At 69.8% G+C, this 15,376-nt stretch carries 18 protein-coding genes; 6 read left to right on the forward strand and 12 right to left on the reverse strand.

The features are described from left to right. The first annotated feature begins 161 nt into the window (after positions 1 to 161). The 3 genes from WFI52_RS11925 to WFI52_RS11935 all read left to right on the forward strand — a co-directional run bounded on the left by WFI52_RS11925 (position 162) and on the right by WFI52_RS11935 (position 2,522). Positions 162 to 293: a hypothetical protein gene (locus WFI52_RS11925; protein ID WP_336627238.1), complete on the forward strand. Its 132-nt coding sequence runs from the start codon at positions 162 to 164 to the stop codon at positions 291 to 293. 70 nt (positions 294 to 363) lie between these two features. Further along, positions 364 to 1,452, forward strand: a complete 1,089-nt coding sequence (locus WFI52_RS11930; RefSeq protein ID WP_336627239.1) for a GNAT family N-acetyltransferase — start codon at positions 364 to 366, stop codon at positions 1,450 to 1,452. Then, positions 1,449 to 2,522 (forward strand): GNAT family N-acetyltransferase, encoded by a 1,074-nt coding sequence (locus WFI52_RS11935; RefSeq protein ID WP_336627240.1) that lies wholly within the window; start codon positions 1,449 to 1,451, stop codon positions 2,520 to 2,522. Before WFI52_RS11930 ends, WFI52_RS11935 begins: the two co-directional genes overlap by 4 nt. Positions 2,523 to 2,546: 24 nt before the next feature. On the opposite strand, the gene mutM is transcribed toward WFI52_RS11935, so the two are convergent. The 6 genes from mutM to WFI52_RS11965 are packed head-to-tail and all read right to left on the reverse strand — an operon-like array spanning position 2,547 to position 7,684. Then, positions 2,547 to 3,455: a bifunctional DNA-formamidopyrimidine glycosylase/DNA-(apurinic or apyrimidinic site) lyase gene (mutM, locus tag WFI52_RS11940; RefSeq protein WP_336627241.1), complete on the reverse strand. Its 909-nt coding sequence runs from the start codon at positions 3,453 to 3,455 to the stop codon at positions 2,547 to 2,549. Positions 3,456 to 3,461: 6 nt separating this feature from the next. After that, positions 3,462 to 4,151 (reverse strand): ribonuclease III, encoded by a 690-nt coding sequence (rnc, locus tag WFI52_RS11945; RefSeq protein ID WP_336627242.1) that lies wholly within the window; start codon positions 4,149 to 4,151, stop codon positions 3,462 to 3,464. Positions 4,152 to 4,164: 13 nt separating this feature from the next. Further along, positions 4,165 to 4,374 carry a 50S ribosomal protein L32 gene (rpmF, locus tag WFI52_RS11950; RefSeq protein WP_127818873.1) on the reverse strand — a complete coding sequence of 70 codons (210 nt, stop codon included), beginning with the start codon at positions 4,372 to 4,374 and terminating at the stop codon, positions 4,165 to 4,167. A 2-nt stretch (positions 4,375 to 4,376) separates the two neighbouring features. Further along, positions 4,377 to 4,934, reverse strand: coding sequence for a YceD family protein (locus tag WFI52_RS11955; RefSeq protein WP_336627298.1), 558 nt, complete (start codon positions 4,932 to 4,934; stop codon positions 4,377 to 4,379). 53 nt (positions 4,935 to 4,987) lie between these two features. After that, the gene (gene coaD / locus WFI52_RS11960; protein ID WP_336627243.1) at positions 4,988 to 5,485 is read right to left on the reverse strand and encodes a pantetheine-phosphate adenylyltransferase; all 498 of its coding nucleotides are present in this window, start codon (positions 5,483 to 5,485) and stop codon (positions 4,988 to 4,990) included. 36 nt (positions 5,486 to 5,521) lie between these two features. After that, a complete protein-coding gene (locus WFI52_RS11965) occupies positions 5,522 to 7,684 on the reverse strand; it encodes an ATP-dependent DNA helicase RecG (protein WP_336627244.1) in 2,163 nt (720 codons plus the stop codon). A gap of 71 nt (positions 7,685 to 7,755) precedes the next feature. Here WFI52_RS11965 and WFI52_RS11970 point away from each other — a divergent pair, with 71 nt between their 5' ends. Both WFI52_RS11970 and rsmD read left to right on the forward strand, forming a co-directional pair. Further along, positions 7,756 to 8,334, forward strand: coding sequence for a 1-acyl-sn-glycerol-3-phosphate acyltransferase (locus WFI52_RS11970; RefSeq protein WP_336627245.1), 579 nt, complete (start codon positions 7,756 to 7,758; stop codon positions 8,332 to 8,334). 24 nt (positions 8,335 to 8,358) lie between these two features. Continuing rightward, positions 8,359 to 8,919 carry a 16S rRNA (guanine(966)-N(2))-methyltransferase RsmD gene (rsmD, locus tag WFI52_RS11975; protein WP_336627246.1) on the forward strand — a complete coding sequence of 187 codons (561 nt, stop codon included), beginning with the start codon at positions 8,359 to 8,361 and terminating at the stop codon, positions 8,917 to 8,919. Between the two features lie 20 nt (positions 8,920 to 8,939). Here rsmD and thiL read toward each other — a convergent pair whose 3' ends face one another. Then, positions 8,940 to 9,935 carry a thiamine-phosphate kinase gene (thiL, locus tag WFI52_RS11980; protein WP_336627247.1) on the reverse strand — a complete coding sequence of 332 codons (996 nt, stop codon included), beginning with the start codon at positions 9,933 to 9,935 and terminating at the stop codon, positions 8,940 to 8,942. Positions 9,936 to 9,957: 22 nt separating this feature from the next. Between thiL and WFI52_RS11985 the strand changes: the two genes are divergently transcribed. Continuing rightward, the gene (locus WFI52_RS11985; RefSeq protein WP_336627248.1) at positions 9,958 to 10,428 is read left to right on the forward strand and encodes a DUF3515 family protein; all 471 of its coding nucleotides are present in this window, start codon (positions 9,958 to 9,960) and stop codon (positions 10,426 to 10,428) included. Positions 10,429 to 10,432: 4 nt separating this feature from the next. On the opposite strand, the gene WFI52_RS11990 is transcribed toward WFI52_RS11985, so the two are convergent. The 5 genes from WFI52_RS11990 to leuD all read right to left on the reverse strand — a co-directional run bounded on the left by WFI52_RS11990 (position 10,433) and on the right by leuD (position 15,375). After that, positions 10,433 to 11,515 (reverse strand): D-alanine--D-alanine ligase family protein, encoded by a 1,083-nt coding sequence (locus WFI52_RS11990; protein WP_336627249.1) that lies wholly within the window; start codon positions 11,513 to 11,515, stop codon positions 10,433 to 10,435. Then, positions 11,421 to 12,527, reverse strand: a complete 1,107-nt coding sequence (locus WFI52_RS11995; protein ID WP_336627299.1) for an NAD(P)H-dependent glycerol-3-phosphate dehydrogenase — start codon at positions 12,525 to 12,527, stop codon at positions 11,421 to 11,423. The genes WFI52_RS11990 and WFI52_RS11995 overlap by 95 nt, the downstream gene beginning before the upstream one ends. Before the next feature lie 22 nt (positions 12,528 to 12,549). Continuing rightward, positions 12,550 to 13,317: a lysophospholipid acyltransferase family protein gene (locus WFI52_RS12000; RefSeq protein WP_336627250.1), complete on the reverse strand. Its 768-nt coding sequence runs from the start codon at positions 13,315 to 13,317 to the stop codon at positions 12,550 to 12,552. Positions 13,318 to 13,326: 9 nt separating this feature from the next. After that, a complete protein-coding gene (murA, locus tag WFI52_RS12005) occupies positions 13,327 to 14,709 on the reverse strand; it encodes a UDP-N-acetylglucosamine 1-carboxyvinyltransferase (protein WP_336627251.1) in 1,383 nt (460 codons plus the stop codon). Between the two features lie 69 nt (positions 14,710 to 14,778). Further along, positions 14,779 to 15,375 carry a 3-isopropylmalate dehydratase small subunit gene (gene leuD, locus WFI52_RS12010; protein WP_336627252.1) on the reverse strand — a complete coding sequence of 199 codons (597 nt, stop codon included), beginning with the start codon at positions 15,373 to 15,375 and terminating at the stop codon, positions 14,779 to 14,781. Between the last annotated feature and the right edge of the window lies 1 nt (position 15,376).

A 15,376-nucleotide genomic window follows, 5' to 3' on the forward strand; every position in this document is an offset into this window, starting at 1 on the left:
TCCGTCCATCGTTGGACGTGACGCCGCCCGCACGTCCCCGGCGACACCTCGCCATCGGCGCAACGTCGAATCGTTGCACGCCGCAGCCGCAGCCCGGCACCTTTCCTCGCGCGTCCGCTCGGTCCGAACGCTCGCGCACCCCCACCAGAAGGCACCCGCTCATGCATAACTTCTCCGCGTCGCACGTCGACGCTTCCGCCCACGACCAGCGCCGCATCCGGCTCGCCCAGCGCGAGCGCCTGCAGCGGGATCACGACTGGCAGCGCCTGCTGCAGGTCCGTCCGTTCCTGTGAGGTGTGGGCGGGCGCATCCGCCCGCCCACGCCCTCCTCTGCCCTTCCCCTGAACCACTGAGGACGCTCTCATGACCGATATCCCCGGGGTGGAGTTCCGCCCGCTCACCGTTCCCGCATCGATGGATGCCGCGGACGCCGCCGAGTTCGCCGAGTACACCCGTGTGCGCAATGAGATCGCACGCGAGCTCACGGGTCGCGACGACGACACCCTCGACCCGACCGAGCTGCTGCCGCACTATCAGCCGAGCTCGGAGCAGATCCGCCACGCGTGGGGGATCTTTCGAGACGCTCGCCAGATCGGCCGGATGACGGTCGACATTCCCCTCGAAGACGGATCGCACGGCGCTTTCTGGCTCATCGAACTGCTCCGCGAGCACTGGGGCCAGGGCATCGGGTCGGCGGCCTACGCCCTGGTCGAGCAGACCGCACGGGAACACTGTCGCACCGTCCTGCAGTCCTGGGGCGCGCACCCCGACGAGAGTGAGGACGTCGGCCGAGTCCCGGCGCCGACGGGTCACGGATCGATTCCGAAAGACCACGTCGCACGCTTCTACCTGCGACACGGATATGCGCTCGAACAGGTCGAGCGCGAGAGCGCGCTCGACCTGGCGGCATCCATCGACACCGTCGCGCGCTTACGCGCCGCCGCGGAGCGCGCCGCCGCCGGCTATCGCATCGTGCAGTGGACCGCGCCCACTCCGCCCGAGTACACCGTCGGCTACGCCTGGATGAAGTCTCGGATGTCGACGGACACGCCGATGGGTGCGCTCGAGTTCGACGAGGAGGCGTGGGACGCCGAGCGGGTCGCCCTGCACGATGCACGCATTGTCGACGGCGGCCGCACCATGCTCGTCACGGCCGCCCAGCACGTCGAAACCGGCGACCTCGTCGCGTTCAACGAGCTCGTCATCGGGGCCGACCCGCACCGCGCGAGCCAGCAGGAGGACACGCTCGTGCTGAAGGAGCACCGCGGACATCGCCTGGGACAGCTCGTCAAATGTGCGGGCCTGGAGACGTGGCGCGCGCGGATCGCCCCGCAGTCGCCGCGCGTCATCACCTACAACGCTGAGGAGAACCGCCCCATGCTCGACATCAACGAGGCGATCGGCTTCGTCCCGGTCGCCTACAACGGCGCGTGGCAGAAGGTCCTGACATGACGACGATCGTTCCGGTTCCCGTCCCCGATCGGCTCGACGGCGACGAGCCGACGCCGTTCTCGGTGATGATCACTCTGCTCGGTGACGCGCTGGAGCACGACATCGGTCTCGATCACCTGCGCAGTTACCCGAGGGAGGCACTCCCCGGCTGGAAGGACCAATCGGACCGACGCCGACTCGGGTTTCTCGCGCACGACGACACCGGCCGCGCCGTAGGTGCCCTGATCATCGAGGCTCCCTGCGAGGAGGACGCGCGCGAGGTCGAGTTCGAGCTCGGCGTCGCCGCGGACGCCCGCGATGGCTCGGTGGAGATGGCCCTCTTCGCACGCCTGGAGTCAGAGGCGCGAGCGATGGGGCGGACGGCGCTGCAGACGTACACCATCCATCGCATCGACGACCGCGCCGGGCGGCTCGACGCGCCCTCGGGTGTCGGGTCGGTGCCCCTCGACGAGACAGCGCGCACCTATCTGGATCACGGGTTCTCCCTCGCGCAGGTCGATCGCAACAGCCTGTTCGACCTCACCGGGCCTCTGGACCGGGTGCGGGAGATGCTCGTCGAGGCGCTCACCGTCGCCGGGCCGGAGTACCGGCTCGTCACGTTCACGCCGCCGACGCCGGCTGAGCTGCGCGAGAGCTTCGCGTTCGTCCTGTCGCGCATGTCGACCGATGTCCCCAAAGGTGAGCTGACCGTGACAGAGGAGGTGTGGGATGCCGCGCGCGTCGAGCGCCGAGACGAGCGCCTCGCGCAAGCGGGAACCCTCCTCTCGGTCGCTGCCGTCCAGCATGCGCCGACGGGCCGGATCGTCGCGTACAACGAACTCTCCATCGGACGCGATCGGGCGCGCACGACGCACCAGTGGGGCACGCTCGTCGTGCGCGAGCACCGCGGCCATCGACTCGGCACGGTCGTCAAGTGCGCGAACATCCTGCGCTGGCGCGACTTCGTCCCCGAGTCGCCGTGCATCTCGACCTTCAACGCCGAGGAGAACCGCCCCATGCTGGATGTCAACGAGGCACTGGGCTTCACCCCGAGCACGGTCTGCGGCGCGTGGGAGAAGCGGCTGGACTGAGGCGTCGGTGTCGGCGTCCGCGCGTCACCGACGCGGGCGCTGGCACCGAGCGCAGAAGTGGCTCGAGCGGTTCATGAACGAGGCGCGCACGATCGGGCGCCCGCAGCGCGGGCACGGCATCCCTTCACGACCATAAGCGTTGAGGGAGTGCGCGAAGTAGCCCGCCTGCCCGTTGACGTTGACGTACTGAGCATCGAAGCTGGTGCCGCCTTCGGCGAGAGCCTTCTCGAGCACGGCGCGGATCTCGTGCAACAGAAGATTCACTGATCGAGGTGACAGGTTCTCCCCCGGCGTCTCGGGGTGGACCCGAGCGGCCCACAGCGACTCGTCGGCGTAGATGTTGCCGACGCCGCTGATGACCGTCTGATCCAGCAGGATGCGCTTGATCGCGGAGCGCTTGGCGCGCACCGTCCGGAAGAACCGGACGTCCGAGAAGGCGGGATCGAGGGGATCTCGCGCAATGTGGGCGACCTGTGTGGGCACCACCGCGGCGTCCGTGCCCCATCCGCCCGCGGCACCGTCGGCCGTGGGCACGAGACCATCGACCGCGAGCGAGCCGAACGTGCGCTGATCGGCGAAGACGACCGTCAGTTCGCCGTGCTCCGGATGCGCGATGTCGAGTCGGATCCGCTCGTGCCGCTCCGGGGCCGCCCCGGGCGCCCGCAGCAGCAATTGCCCGCTCATACCCAGATGACCCACGATCGCCTCGGAGTTGCCCGGCCCCCTGTCCTCGAGAGGCAGCCAGAGGAACTTCCCTCGGCGGGCGGCGGCGGAGATGGTGCGGCCCATCAGCGCACGCTCGAACGCCGCGCCGTCTCCGGCGTGGCGCGTGAGCGCCCGCTCATCGGACACGGTCACCGACTCGATCCGTGCACCGACGACCGCGGGGGCGAGACCCGCGCGGACGACCTCGACTTCGGGGAGCTCGGGCACGCGCGTTCAGTCGCGGTCGCTCAGGGCATGCCACACGGCGAGGGCGCCGGCCATTTCGGCGTGCTTCTTGCTCGTCCCGGTCCCGGTGCGTGCCGTGTCGCCGACCGTCACCGTGGCCGTGAAGACGCGGTTGTGGTCGGGGCCTTCCGCCTCGACCACGTAGCGGGGCGGCTCCAGCCCGAGGCGCGCAGCGAGCTCCTGCAGACTCGTCTTGGGGTCCATCGCCGCCCCATAGCGCTCCGGGTCGGCCATCAGCGGTGCGACGAGTCGCAGCACGAGAGACGTGGATGCCTCGGGCCCCGCCGAGAGGAACGTGGCGCCGATGACGGCCTCCATCGTGTCGGCGAGGATCGAATCCTTGTCGCGCCCGCCCGTCTGCGCCTCGCCGCGGCCCAGCCGCACGTGCGCGCCGAGTCCGATCGAGCGGGCGACCTCGGCGAGGGCGACCGTCGAGACGACGCTCGCACGTCGCTTGGCGAGGGCACCCTCCTCGAGATCGGGGTGCGTCGTGTACAGATGCACCGTCACCGCTTGACCGAGGATCGAATCGCCGAGGAACTCCAGGCGCTCGTTGTGCGGCACCCCGCCGTTCTCGTAGGCGAACGAGCGGTGTGTGAGCGCCAGCGACAGAAGCTCGGGGTCGATATCGACCCCGAGCTTGTCGGTGAGCACGTTGTGCTCGATCTGCGCGTCCATCAGGGCGCGACGATCAGACGTCGGCGACCTTGCGGCCCTTGTACTCGAGGAACAGCTCGGTGCCCTGCGAGTCGGTGACGACCTTCGCCTGGTGCGGACGGCTGTAGACGACCTTGCCGTTCTCGACGGTCTTGACGAGCGTGGGGGCCTCGGCCTTCCACTGCGCGCGACGCGAACGAGTGTTCGAGCGGGAGACCTTCCGCTTCGGGGGGTTACCTGCCATGGCTAGCTCTTCTCTGTGTGGGAGACGTCGTCGCGCGCTGCGTCGGCGTCGTGGTCTGTGGTGTCGGCCTTCAGCGCGGCCAGCGCGATCCATCGATCGTCGATCGGGGTTTCCGGCACGGCGCCTTCCGCCAGCTTCTCGCCCGTGACCGGATCAAGACCGGGGCAATCCGGCTGGCACACCGGTTGGAACGGAAGCGATAGGACGATCGAATCCCTGACCGGAGTTTCAAGATCCACGTGGTCGTCTTGAACCTCGAAGTCGTTCGCTTCATCTTCAGAATACCCGAAGAGCTCCTGAAACTCGACTTCGACGGGCTCGGCCACGTCGGTGAGGCACCGTCCGCACACTCCGGTGTACCGGGAGCGGATGTCGGCGGTGACGAGGATGCCTTCGTGTACCGCCTCCAGACGGACGTCGACCGCGACGGGTTCGCCCTCCGCGACGGACACGAGTCCCTCACCCCACTTCTCGGGAGCGGGCACCTCGATCTCGAACTCGCGCATCTCCCCTGAGCGATGCAAGATGTCGCGCACCGGGAAGACGAACGGGCCGTTCACATGCTTTCTGACCACGGGTCAATGCTACCGGCGCAGCGGCGGGGCAAGGCCGATCAGTGCTCGCGCGCGCCGGTGTCGAGGAAGCGGGCGACGGGACCGGGGACGAACGGCGACACGTCACCACCGAGGGCGGCCACCTGACGAACGAGCGAGCTCGACACGAGGGCATGTGCGGGATCGGGCAGGAGGAAGACCGTCTCGATCTCGGCGAGGTGCCGGTTGACGATCGCCATCGGCGTCTCGTACGCGACGTCGACCTGGGAGCGGATGCCCTTGACGAGCACCCCGGCGTTCACGTCGTGCGCATAGTCGACCAGAAGGCCCATGCTCCACGCGGCGACGACGATGTTGCCGGGAACTCGTTGTTCGCTGATCGACTGCTCGAGCAGCGTCAGGCGCTGCGCGATCGGCAGCATCGCCTCTTTGCCCGGATTGTGCACAACCAGCACATGCACCTGGTCGTAGAGAGCCGCGGCTCGGCGGATGACGTCGAGATGACCGAGTGTCGGCGGGTCGAACGAACCCGGGACGACCGCGATGCGGTTGTTCATGCCCCTCAGCCTATCCGCCCGTTCTCGGCCTCTTCCTCAGTTCTTGGCCAGAGCCGCGCGCTCCTCGCGCCCGAGGCGGCGACGCAGTGCATCCGCGAGTCCGGGGTGCGCGAGGAGGGCAGGATCCTCCGCCAGCACGCGCTCGGCCGCCTCCCGGGCGGTTGCGATCACGTCGGCGTCGGCGACGACGCGAAGGAGCCGCAACGACGACCGTGCGCCGGATTGGGCATCACCGAGGACGTCGCCCTCGCCGCGCAGCTCCAGGTCGACCTCGGCCAGCGCGAATCCGTCGGTCGTCGCGGCGACCGCGTCCACTCGCGAGCGCGCCGGCGTCCCTTCGGGGGCTTCAGTCACGAGGAGGCAGAGCCCCGGGAGCGCTCCGCGCCCCACGCGCCCGCGCAGTTGATGGAGTTGCGAGACGCCGAAGCGGTCCGCCTCGAGGATGATCATGGTCGACGCATTGGGCACGTCGACTCCGACCTCGACGACGGTCGTGGCGACGAGCACGTCGATCTCGCCCCGGGCGAAGGCCTGCATGACGGCATCCTTCTGCTCCCCCGGCATCCTGCCGTGGAGCGTCTCGACCCGGATCGTGTCATAACGAGGATGGGATGCCAGGAGTTCCCGCACCTGCACGACGCCCCAGCGGGTGCGCGGCTGCTCCCCCTCCAGGACGGGCACGGGCTCGGGCTCCTCCTGACCCTTGACGCCCGCCTCGGCATCGATCGCGGCGCACACGACGAAGACCTGACGTCCCTGTGCGACCTCCTCCGCCGCCCGATCCCACACCCGGCCGAACCACCCGGGCTTCTCGGCGAGTGGTGCGACGTGCGTCGTGATGCCCGCGCGCCCCGCCGGGAGAGTGCGGATCGTCGAAACGTCGAGATCGCCGAACACGGTCATCGCGACCGTGCGCGGGATCGGCGTCGCTGTGAGGACGAGCACGTGCGGGGCCGTGCCCTTCGCGCGCAGGGTCTCGCGCTGTTCGACGCCGAAGCGGTGCTGCTCGTCGACGACGACGAGCCCGAGGTCGACGAACGTCGTCGAGGCGCTCAGCAACGCATGTGTGCCGACGACGATGCGGGACTGGCCGGATGCCGCACGGAGCGCCGCCTTCCGCCGTTCGGCGGCGGGCAGCTGCCCCGTCAGGAGTGTCGGCATGAGCTCGGGAGCGAGCTCGGGCCCGAGCATGCGTGCGATCGACCGGACGTGCTGCGCCGCGAGCACCTCGGTCGGAGCGATGAGCGCGGACTGGCCGCCGGACTGGGCGACCTGCAGCATCGCGCGCAGGGCGACGAGCGTCTTCCCCGAACCGACTTCCCCCTGGACGAGGCGGTTCATCGGCCACGCTCCCTCGAGATCGTGAGCGATGACGTCGCCGACGGCGATCTGATCATCGGTTCGATCGAAAGGCAGACGCGCGTCGAAGCGCGCGAGCAGATCGCCGGCCGGGCGTGCCGTCGCCGACAGCGCGCGGACGAACTGTCGCTGCTGCAGAAGCGCCGTCTGGAGGACGAACGCCTCGTGCATGCGCATCGTCGCTCGGGCGGGTTCGACGTCGTCGAAGTCGATCGGCGCATGGAGGCGCCGGAGCGCCGTGTCGGCGTCCCACAGCCCCTGGGCGCGCCGGAACGGATCGGGAAGGGGTTCGGGGACGGGACCGAGCCTATCGAGGACGTCGCCGACGGCCTTCTGCACCTGCCAGCTCGCGACGGTGCTGGTCGCGCGATAGATCGGGATCGGTGTGTGCTGCTGCACCTCGGCGTTCAGCCGCGCGGCGTCCTCGTCGTCGAAGAGCTCGTAGTCGGGGTGGGCGAGCTGCTGGTGTCCCTTGAACTGGCCGACCTTGCCCGAGAAGATCCCCTGCCGTCCGACGCGCAGCTGATCCGCCCGCCACTTCTGGTTGAAGAAGGTGAGGGTGAGAGCGCCGACACCATCGCTGATGACGACCTCGACGATGGAGCCGGATCGCTGCTTCATCGGCCGCGACGAGACCGAGCGCACCTCCGCGACGATCGTGACCTGCTCTCCGAGCGGCAGTGAGGCGATCGGCGTGAGCTCGCCGCGCCGCGCGTAGCGCCGCGGATAGTGGTTCAGGAGGTCGCCCACGACCACGTGACCGAAGGCGCGCTCGAAGACCCCCGCCGTCTTCGCGCCCAACGCGTCGACAAGGGTCGAGTCGAGCGTGAGCGAAGTCATGCGAGAAGTCTAGGCAGGGGTGCCGACGGCATACGTCCGAAACGGAATATGCCGCCACGTACAGTTCTCACGTGATCCGCCGTCTCCTCGCGCGCGCGTACTGGCTGTGCAGCCGCTGGACGCTGAGCACCGAACCCGCACCCACCCGCCCCACGGTGCTCATCGGCGCCCCGCACACCTCGAACTGGGACTTCGTCCTCATGCTCGCGATCTCGTGGCGGCTCGGGATCCCGGTCCGCTGGCTCGGCAAGGCGAGCCTGTTCGCCGGCTGGCGCGGACCCGTCATGCGGGCGTTGGGCGGCATTCCCGTGCAGCGCGACGACGCGAGCCGCGTCGTCGCGGAGGTCGTCGAACGCGTACGCTCCGGTGAGGTGTTCGGCCTCGTGGTGACTCCCGACGGCACCCGCGACGGGAACACGCACTGGAAGAGCGGCTTCTACCGCATCGCGCGCGCGACCGATATGCCGGTGACGCTCGGCTACGTCGACAGGACGACGATGACCACCGGCCTCGGCCCCACGATCGAGCTCACGGGGGACGTCGCCGCGGATATGGATGTGATCCGCGCCTTCTATGCCGACAAGGCGGGCCTGCGGCCCGAGCGACGCACGGAGCCGCGCCTGCAGAACGAGGCCGCCGAGGCGGCCTGAGACCCGCTCGGTAGGCTGAGACGCGTGACGCGCATCATCGCCGGAGGCGCCGGCTCCCTCACGCTGGCAGTGCCCGATGCCGGCACCCGGCCGACCAGCGACCGCGTGCGCGAATCACTGTTCGGATCACTCGAGTCGGCGGACGCCGTCCGCGACGCGGTCGTGCTCGACCTCTTCGCCGGCTCCGGTGCCCTCGGCCTCGAGGCGCTCAGCCGCGGGGCCGCGGCCGCCGATCTCGTCGAGAAGGCGCCGCGCGCGGCATCCGTCGCGGAGCGCAACGCTCGCGCCGTCGCCAAAGCGCTCGGGGCGCCGCCAGCGCGGGTGCATCGCGCCGCCGCCGACACTTACCTGCGGGGCACGTCCACCGCCTACGATCTCGTCTTCATCGATCCGCCGTACGACCTGCCCGAGGACGCCCTCACAGAGACGCTCACCCTCCTCGTCCCCCGGCTCGCGGACGAGGCCACGGTGGTCGTCGAACGCGCCACGCGCTCCGGCGAGCCGTCCCTGCCCGTGGGGCTCGCCCTCGATCGCTCGAAACGCTACGGCGACACGACGCTGTGGTGGCTGCACAGCGCGGACTGACGAACGCGCCTCGGCGCCGCTCAGCCGCGCCCGGCGTCCCAGTCGTGGTGCGGGTCCCAGCCGAGGTGCCCGGAGACCGGCACCCCCGCGATCGAGACGGGCACCACTCCACGGGCGAGGACGCGCCCGATCGCCGCGAACCCGGTCGGCAGCGCCCGGTCGCGCGGGAAGCACGCGAGCAGAGCGTGGTCCTCTCCCCCGCGCAGCGCGTCGTCGTCGAGGCCCCCGTCGAGCTCGATCGTCACCGCCGAGGCGTCGGCGAGGCGCGTGGCATCCAGCAGCAGACCGTCGGAGACGTCCATCATCGCGGTCGCACCCGCGTGCGCCGCCACGGGTCCGAGACCGATGGGCGGGGCGGGCCGCAGCTGCGCGGCGAGGTCGTCGTGCTCGGTGGCCGTGAGCGCGGCAGGGGCCACGGGGATCGGGGCGCCGGTCCCGTCGCGGAACCGGTCGAAGAGCAGGGCGAGTCCCCGCGCCGCGGGGCCGAGGGAGCCCGCGACGGCGACGACGTCACCCGGGCGCGCCCCCGACCGCAGCACGGGCTCGGCACCCTGCGGCACGCCGATCGCCGTCACGGCGATCGTCAAGACATCGGATGCCGTGAGGTCGCCCCCCTCGACGCCGCAGCCCGGTGCGAGCGCGTCGCACGCCTCCCGGAGGCCACGCGCGAGGTCCGCCACGAACGACACCGATGTGGCATCGGGGAGCGCGAGCGCGACGAACAGCGCCGTCGGAGCCGCTCCCATCGCCGCAATGTCGGCGAGATTGACGGCCGCCGCCTTCCAGCCGAGGTCGTATCCGCTCGACCACGCGAGCCGGAAGTCCGGTCCGTGCACGAGGGTGTCGGTCGAGACGACGACGCGTCCCCCGGGCGCGGAGAGCACCGCCGCGTCGTCGCCCGGCCCGACGAGCGCACGCGACGAGCCGTGCAGCGCGGCCAGCACGCGCGCCAGTACGGCCTTCTCGCCCAGGGCACCGACCGTCTCGTCGGGCGATGCGGCGTGCTCTGCGTCCATCCCTCCACGGTAGCCTGGTGGAGTGTCCCGACCGCGCGTGCCCGCCCTCGTCCTCGTGGTCGCGGCGGTCGCCGCGCTTCTCGCCGGCTGCTCGTCGACCGTCTCGATGACGCCCGCGAAAGCTGCGAACGACCCGGCCTGCGCCGCCGTGACCGTTCGCCTCCCCGACAGTGTCGACGGCCAGTCACGGCGTTGGACGGACGCACAGGCGACCGGAGCGTGGGGTGACCCGACGACCGTCCTCGTGACCTGCGGCGTCGCCGAGCCCGGCCCCTCCACTCTGCCGTGCGACACCCGTGCCGGCGTCGACTGGCTCATCGACGACTCCGATGCCCCGCACTATCGGTTCACGACTTTCGGGCGCTCCCCCGCCGTCGAGGTCTACCTCGACTACGACGAGGTGTCGGGATCGCAGGTCTTGACCGACCTCGGACCCGCGGTCGGCCAGCTGCCGACGACGGGCGCGACCTGCACGAACCGCCCCGCGTCCTAGCCGATCAGCGCTCGAGCGCGAGCTCGACGAGCTCTGTGATGAGGTCGGGGTAGCTGAGACCCGACGCGATCCAGCACGTCGGGAACATCGAGATCGGCGTGAAGCCCGGCATCGTGTTCACCTCGTTGACGAAGAACTCGGTGCCTGTGAAGAAGAAGTCGACCCGGGAGAGGCCCTCCCCACCGACCGCCTCGAAGGCCCGGGCGGCGATGCGCTGCATCTCGGCGAGCTCACCGGGTGCGAGCTCGGCCGGGCAGACGAGGTCGATGCCCGGCGCACCCAAATACTTCGCGTCGAAGTCGTAGAAGTCTCGGCCCGTGATGACGATCTCGCCGGCGACGCTCACCCGCGGCTCGCTGCCGGCACGGCCCTGCAGCACGCCGCACTCGACCTCGCGACCGACGACGGCCTGCTCGACGAGCACTGTGCGGTCCTCGGCGAAGGCGGTCTCCAGCGCGGCATCCAGCTCGTCCCACGCCGACACCTTGGACACGCCGACGCTGGACCCGGCGCGAGCGGGCTTGACGAAGACCGGAAGCCCCAAGGCATGAAGACGACGGTCTGCGTAGGTGCGATCACGGGCGAGATCGCCGCGCGTGAGCGTGACCCACGGCACGACCGGAACACCCGCCGAGCGCAGCACCTGCTTCGTCGTGTGCTTGTCCATGCCGATGGCCGACATGAGCAGTCCGGCGCCGACGTACGGCAGATCGAGCAGCTCGAGGAAGCCCTGAATCGTGCCGTCCTCGCCGAACCGACCGTGCAGGATCGGGAAGACCACGTCGATGTCACCCAGCGAGCGGACGCCGTCGGCGTCGGCGACCCGCAGCTCGCGGGATCGCGCGGAATCGGGCCACAGGATCCGCGTGCCGTTGTCGACGACCTCCGGAAGGTGCCCCGGGTCAAGGGCGAACTTGTCCGGGTCGTCGTCCTCGAGCACGTACGCACCGTCGCGCGTGATGCCGATCGGGATGACGTCGAACCGTTCGCGGTCAATCGCCCGCAGGACGCCCCCGGCCGTTGCGGAACTGATCGAGTGCTCGCTGGAGCGACCGCCGAAGAGCACCGCCACCACCGCTTTGTCCATTCTCGGTCCTTTCGCCCGCGGGCTTGTCGTCGTCGGTCGTTAGATGTGGAGCGATATCGCGGGGATTCATCGTGCCGTCGAGCACCATCTTCACCTGCTCGACGATGGGCATCTGCACCCCCGCGTCACGTGCGAGCTGCAGAACGGGCGCGACCGACGCGAGCCCCTCCGCCGTCTGGTTCATCTGCTTCACGACGTCCTGGAAGCTGTATCCCTGGCCGAGCAGACGCCCCGCCGTGTTGTTGCGACTGAGCGGCGATTGGCACGTCGCAATCAGATCGCCGAGCCCGGCGAGACCCTGGAGCGTCTCGGGCTGCGCACCGTAGGCGACGGCGAAGTCGGTCATCTCCACGAGTCCGCGGGTGATGATGGAGGCCTTCGTGTTCTCGCCGTAGCCGACGCCGTCGACGATGCCGATGGCGACCGCGATGAGGTTCTTCAGCACTCCGCCGAACTCGGTGCCGATGACATCGGTGTTCACGAACGTACGGAAATAGCCGTTCCGCGCCCTCAGAGCGACCGCTTCGGCCGTCTCTCGGCTCGTCGAGGAGATGACCGCGGCCGTCGGCTGCTCCCGCGCGATCTCGAGGGCGAGGTTCGGGCCGGATGCCACGGCGATGCGGTCCGGGTCGCAATGCAGCTCCTGCTCGATGACCTGGCTCATCCGCAGCCCGGAGCGCTTCTCGACGCCCTTCATGAGTGAGACGACCGGCGCATCACCGCTCGAGACGAGCGGGCGCACCGCCTTGAGGTTCTGGCGCAGGGCCTGGCTGGAGATCGCGAGGTACACCTGCGAGGCTCCGTCGAGAGCCTCCGAGAGGTGCGTCGTCGCCGACATGTTGCGCGGAAGGTTGATGCCGGGCAGATATTCGCTGTTCCGGTGCCCCTCCTGGATCTCGTGGGCGAGCTCCGCGCGGCGCGCCCACATGACGACGTGCGCCCCGCCGTCGGCGAGGACCTTGCCGAACGTCGTCCCCCAGCTCCCCGAGCCGATGACCGCGATCCGTGGCATCCCGGAGTCGATCCGGCGGCCGTCAGCTCTCGGACTCAAGGCGCCCCGTCTCCTTCTGTCCGTGGACCGCCGGGTCCCACCGCTCGGCAGGGGCGGCCTCACCCCGCAGATCCGCCAGCAGCCCCGCAATGTCCGCCATGACGGCGTCTGTCGCGGCGACGAGATTCGAATTCGTGCGGGGCCCGCTGCGGTAGGTGTCGAGGTCGACGGCAGGGCCGAGCGCGACGCGCACCCGCTTGCGAGGCGGCCAGAGGCTCAGCTTGCCGTAGCGCGGCAGAATCCGCTGGACGCCCCACGTCGCCATCGGGATGACGGGGAGCTCCCCCGCGAGCGCGAGACGCACGGCGCCGGTCTTCCCGCGCATGGGCCACAGACCCGGATCGCGTGTGAGGGATCCCTCGGGATACACGATGACGCCGCGTCCGTCCGAGGCCAGCTGCTCGGCCTGCACGATCGTCTGCTTAGCGGCGGCGGCGGTCGTCGCGCGGGCTACCGGGATCATCCCCGTCGCCCGCAGGAGCGCTCCGAGTACCGGCACGCGGAACAGGCTCTCCTTCGCCATGAAGCGCGGCGCGCGGCCGAGCCGCCATGTGGCAACGGCGACGATGATCGGGTCGAACTCGCTGTAGTGGTTCGGCGCGAGGACGTAGGCACCGTCTTCCGGCAGGTGCTCCGCCCCCGTGATCTCGATCTTCGCGATGAGTCCCGTCACAGGCACGACGATGCAGGCGGCCGCCCAGAAGACACTGGGGCGGCGCTTCTCCGGGGAGGCGCGACGACGCGGCGGCACCGGGAGGCCTCAGTCCACGACGTCGAAGTCGGCGCCCAGGGCGGTGAGCTTGTCGAAGAACTTCTCGTACCCGCGACGGATGATCTCGACACCGCGCACGTGCGAGGTGCCTTCCGCAGCGAGGGCGGCGATGACGTAGCTGTATCCGCCGCGGAGGTCGGGGACGACGACGTCAGCGCCGTGCAGCGGTGTGGGTCCGGTGATGACGGCGGCCTGCTCGAGCGCGCGGCGCGCGACACGACGCTCGGGGCTCGCGAAGCCCTCCGGGTGCACGACGATGTCGGCACCCATCTTGTTGAGCGCCTGCGTGAAGCCCAGACGGTTCTCGTACACCGTCTCGTGGACGGTCGAGACACCTTCGGCCTGCGTCAGAGCCACGATGAGCGGCTGCTGCCAATCGGTCATGAAGCCCGGGTGGACGTCGGTCTCGACGACGACGGGCTTGAGCGCCCCGCCGCGGCGGAAGCGGATGCCGTCCTCCGCGATGTCGAAGTCGCCGCCGGCCTTCCGGAACACATTGAGGAAGGTCAGCATCTCGGGTTGCTTCGCGCCCCCCACGAAGATGTCACCGTCGGTCGCGAGCGCCGCGCACGCCCACGAGGCGGCCTCGTTGCGGTCGAAGATCGCTCGGTGGTCGTACCCGCGCAGGCTGTCGACACCCTCGATGAAGATCACGCGGTTGGGCTCGTAGGAGATGATGGCGCCCATCTTCTGCAGCACCGCGATGAGGTCCATGATCTCGGGCTCGATCGCCGCACCGCGTAGCTCCGTCGTGCCCTTGGCGCGCACCGCGGTCAGCAGTACCTGCTCCGTCGCTCCGACGCTCGGGTACGGCAGTTCGATGTCCGCCCCGTGCAGGCCCTCCTTCGGCGCGGAGAGCCGGATGCCGCTGGGGAGCTTGTCGACCGTCGCCCCGAACGCACGCAGAGCGTCGAGGTGGAAGTCGATCGGGCGATCACCGATGCGGCATCCACCCAGGTCCGGGATGAAGGCCTGACCGAGAAGATGCAGGAGCGGGCCGCAGAAGAGGATCGGGATGCGCGACGCCCCGGCGTGCGCATCGATCTCCTCGAAGTGGGCCGAAACTGCGCCCGACGGGTCGAGGCGCAGGACGCCCTCGCCGTCGTCCTCCACGGTGACGCCGTGGACCTCGAGGAGCGAACGCACGACATGGACGTCGCTGATGTCCGGGACATCGCGCAGTACGCTCTCGGTCTCTCCGAGCAGGGCCGCCACCATCGCCTTCGTCGCGAGGTTCTTCGCACCCTTCACCTCGACGCGGCCGGTGAGCGGACGCCCACCGCGGATGACGAGCATCCTTCCCATCGGGTCCAGGTCACCGCTGTGACCGCTGGGCTGTGCTGCCGAGGCATCACTGACGAGGGTGTTCATTCGAGGGACCTCACTTGTGGATCGAGGGCGGGCCGGCGTGACTCCCGGGTGCGGGAGGTCCGGGCTCGGCTAGCGGACGGGGAGCGTCCGCGGCCGCCACGCCTCTCGGCGGGCCTCGAACTGCGCGATCTTGTCCTCGTTGCGCAGGGTGAGCCCGATGTCGTCGAGCCCTTCGAGAAGCCGCCACCTAGTGTAATCGTCGATGTCGAAGGAGACTCGGAGATCACCCAGTTGCGCCGTCCGCTCAACGAGGTCGACCGTCATCTGCACACCGGGATCGGCCTGGATCGCGGCCCACAACGCCTCGATGTCGGCCTCCGAAACGACGCCCGTGACGAGACCCTGTTTGCCCGCGTTGCCGCGGAAGATGTCGGCGAACTTGGGGCTGAGCACCACCTGGAAGCCGTAGTCGCGCAACGCCCACACGGCGTGCTCGCGGCTCGACCCGGTGCCGAAGTCGGGTCCCGCGACGAGAATGGAGGCCCCGGCGAAAGCCGGCTGGTTGAGCACGAACTCGGGGTCCTGCCGCCAGTTGGCGAACAGCGCGTCGTCGAAGCCCGTCTTCGTGACACGTTTGAGGTAGACGGCGGGGATGATCTGATCGGTGTCGACCGCGGAGCGCGTCAGCGGGGCGGCGACACCCGTGTGCGTCGTGAACTTCTCCATG

This window comes from Microbacterium sp. MMO-20 (assembly GCF_037147735.1).
Lineage (GTDB): Bacteria > Actinomycetota > Actinomycetes > Actinomycetales > Microbacteriaceae > Microbacterium.

What these genes read in the sequence shown, in the direction of transcription:
- leuD (WP_336627252.1), bottom strand. Translation starts at nt 15,375, where the DNA reads ATGGAGAAGTTCACGACGCACACGGGTGTCGCCGCCCCGCTGACGCGC.
- thiL (WP_336627247.1), bottom strand. Translation starts at nt 9,935, where the DNA reads ATGGACGCAGAGCACGCCGCATCGCCCGACGAGACGGTCGGTGCCCTG.
- WFI52_RS11935 (WP_336627240.1), top strand. Translation starts at nt 1,449, where the DNA reads ATGACGACGATCGTTCCGGTTCCCGTCCCCGATCGGCTCGACGGCGAC.
- WFI52_RS11930 (WP_336627239.1), top strand. Translation starts at nt 364, where the DNA reads ATGACCGATATCCCCGGGGTGGAGTTCCGCCCGCTCACCGTTCCCGCA.
- coaD (WP_336627243.1), bottom strand. Translation starts at nt 5,485, where the DNA reads ATGAACAACCGCATCGCGGTCGTCCCGGGTTCGTTCGACCCGCCGACA.
- WFI52_RS11965 (WP_336627244.1), bottom strand. Translation starts at nt 7,684, where the DNA reads ATGACTTCGCTCACGCTCGACTCGACCCTTGTCGACGCGTTGGGCGCG.
- WFI52_RS11995 (WP_336627299.1), bottom strand. Translation starts at nt 12,527, where the DNA reads ATGCCACGGATCGCGGTCATCGGCTCGGGGAGCTGGGGGACGACGTTC.
- murA (WP_336627251.1), bottom strand. Translation starts at nt 14,709, where the DNA reads ATGAACACCCTCGTCAGTGATGCCTCGGCAGCACAGCCCAGCGGTCAC.
- rpmF (WP_127818873.1), bottom strand. Translation starts at nt 4,374, where the DNA reads ATGGCAGGTAACCCCCCGAAGCGGAAGGTCTCCCGCTCGAACACTCGT.
- WFI52_RS11990 (WP_336627249.1), bottom strand. Translation starts at nt 11,515, where the DNA reads ATGGACAAAGCGGTGGTGGCGGTGCTCTTCGGCGGTCGCTCCAGCGAG.
- rnc (WP_336627242.1), bottom strand. Translation starts at nt 4,151, where the DNA reads ATGGACGCGCAGATCGAGCACAACGTGCTCACCGACAAGCTCGGGGTC.
- WFI52_RS11925 (WP_336627238.1), top strand. Translation starts at nt 162, where the DNA reads ATGCATAACTTCTCCGCGTCGCACGTCGACGCTTCCGCCCACGACCAG.